Raw genomic sequence first — 2,317 nt, 5'->3', positions numbered from 1 at the left:
GCCAGAAAATCCTTCACGTTCTGCGTTAAAGCACTGGGAACGCACCCTTTTTTTCGCAGCATTTTCCAGATCGCCACACAATAGCTTGCCGTCAGCCGGTCACGGAGCAGCACATGGAACTCGTCGAAGTAGCACCATGTAGCGATACCGCGGAGGAAATTCATGGACACCTGCGAGTTTACCAAGTCCTGCATAATGAGCATGGCAATCGTCCGAAGACCGGCCCCCAGCTTTTTTAAGTCAAGGCATACCAGACGGCGGTTCAAGTCCACATTGGTTTCATGGTTGAATACGTTAAGGGAACCTGACACATAGATTTCAAGGGCCGTTGCCAGCCGTACCGCCTCGCCCTCCGGCTGGGAACAGAGCAGGTCATACAGGGTTTGGAGGGTCGGCATTTTGCTTGTTTCCGGGTCCTGCAAGTGTTCCCGGTACATCTGGCGTACACAGCGGTCAATGACGGTCCGCTCCACCGGCTGCAAGCCATCCTTGCCGCCGACGATCAGCTCCATCAGCGACAGGATAAAGTCGGCTTTCAGCGCCATCGGGTTTTCCTCGTCAAAGCTCAGGTCAATGTCCATCGGGTTGATGTGGTGGGGGCTGTCCGGGGCGATCTCGATGACCTGTCCGCCCAGCCGCTTGATAAGGGGCGAGTATTCGCCCATCGGGTCCACCACAATGATCCGGTCACGGGTGGCAAGGAACACGTTCACAAGCTCCCGCTTTGCGGCGAAGGATTTACCGGAGCCCGGCACACCGAGGAACAGGCCGTTGGGGTTTTTGAGCTTTTTCCGGTTTGCCATGATGACGTTATGGGAAAGGGCGTTGAGCCCGTAATAGACGGCTTCGCCATCCATGCGGAGCTCCTGCGTCATAAAGGGAACGAAAATGGCCGTGGAGCTGGTCGTCATGCCGCGCTTGATCTCAATGCCGTTATGACCCAGCGGAAGGCTGGAAAGAAAACCGTCCTCCTGCTGGAAGTCCAGCCGCTTCAAGGTGCAGTTGTATTTCTGGACGATACCCGACACTGTGAACAGGTCGTTGTCCAGCTCCCGGCGGGTTGGGGCCATGTTTACCACAAGGAAGGTCAGAAGGAACATTCTTTCATTCCGGCTCTGTAAATCTTCCAGAAGGGTCTTTGCGTCGTTGCTGTACGTTACAAGGTCGGGCGGAAGTATGTCCATGTCGTACCCGGACCGGGCTGCCTTCTTTTGTTCCTCCACCTTCATCTTGTCAATGTCGGAGACTTTGGCCTTGATAGATTTTACGGCGGCGGCCTGATCGACGGTTTGGATATGGAGAGTGATGGTCATTTCCGCATCCATTTCCAAAAGCTCCGCCAGCAGCTTGTCCGAGAGCTCTGAGGCCAAAATCTGTAAGTAGGAGGCAGCGCCCCAAGTCGTCCCCACCCGGAACAGACGGCTGAAACGAAAATCGAAACTGTCCGGGGCGATAAAGTCTTTGGTGGAAAGCCCGGTTTTGGGGATCATATCCCATGAAAACCGGAAGGGGGAGCCGCTGCCGGGGTGGAGCTGTCCGTGAAGGAGTTCCAGCCGTTCCAGCCCCGAAAGGGAGCGGCACTTGACGCCCAGCTTTTTGAAGTTCCCGCAAATGTCCGCCTCTACACGTTCCAGCCTTGCCCTGGCGGTGGGAAGGTCGTCCACGTTCACGCCGAAGGTCAGGAGCTTTGTGCGGACAATGCCGTTGTTGCTTTTGGCGATCTGGTTTTCCAGCATTTCCACATACTCACACCGGACGCTGTTGTAATCATCGTCCTGCATGGGGATGTTCACGCTGTACCGGCTGCCCGGGCGGCTCCGGTGGTTGAGGAAGGAAAGCTGGAACGGAAGGCTGCTGTCAAAGTAGTTGAGGCAGGCGCTCCACCCGTCAAAGATGGCCGCCTGATCTTCGGACTGTGCGAGCTGGTAGTTGATGTCCTCGTATTCAATGGTTTTGGTGTAATAGCGGTCCGCTACCCGGCACACCCCGTCCCGGTACATTTCCCGGTAAGGGAGGGTCTGCTGGGCGGTGGTGGGAATGTTCTTTCCTTTCGTGAACAGGCCGGTAAGGCCCTGCTTTTCAGGCTTTCTGCCTGCGGGCTTTCCGGCCCTTCTGTTGTTTCGCAATCGGCTGCGCCTCCTTTCTGGCGCTAAGCAGCGCATAGAAGTTTTCGGTTTTGTAAGGCCGCACCCGGGGATAGAGGAACCGGGTGCGGATGATGTTTTTCAGCACTTTTTCCAGCGGAAGGCCATCCCGTTCATACATAGCCAGAAAGAAGAACGGGAGCATGAGGCCGATCATCAGGAACATGGCGGCG

The 2,317-nt window shown here is 56.1% G+C and carries 2 protein-coding genes; both read right to left on the bottom strand.

Annotated elements, in window-relative coordinates; all coding sequences use genetic code 11:
* Positions 1-2,162, bottom strand: a 2,162-nt coding sequence (locus GPK90_RS17960) for a VirB4-like conjugal transfer ATPase, CD1110 family (protein WP_486463681.1), incomplete at its 3' end; no start/stop codon positions are given.
* On the bottom strand, positions 2,080-2,317 hold a 238-nt coding region (locus GPK90_RS19275; RefSeq protein ID WP_252197595.1), incomplete at its 5' end, for a PrgI family protein. The genes GPK90_RS17960 and GPK90_RS19275, both read right to left, overlap by 83 nt.

The sequence above is a fragment of the Clostridium sp. MCC344 genome, assembly GCF_018785365.1.
In the GTDB taxonomy this organism is placed as follows: Bacteria; Bacillota; Clostridia; order Lachnospirales; family Lachnospiraceae; genus Pilosibacter.
The sequence above is the reverse complement of the archived record's forward strand: the minus strand, read 5'-3'. Positions and strand labels throughout refer to the sequence as shown.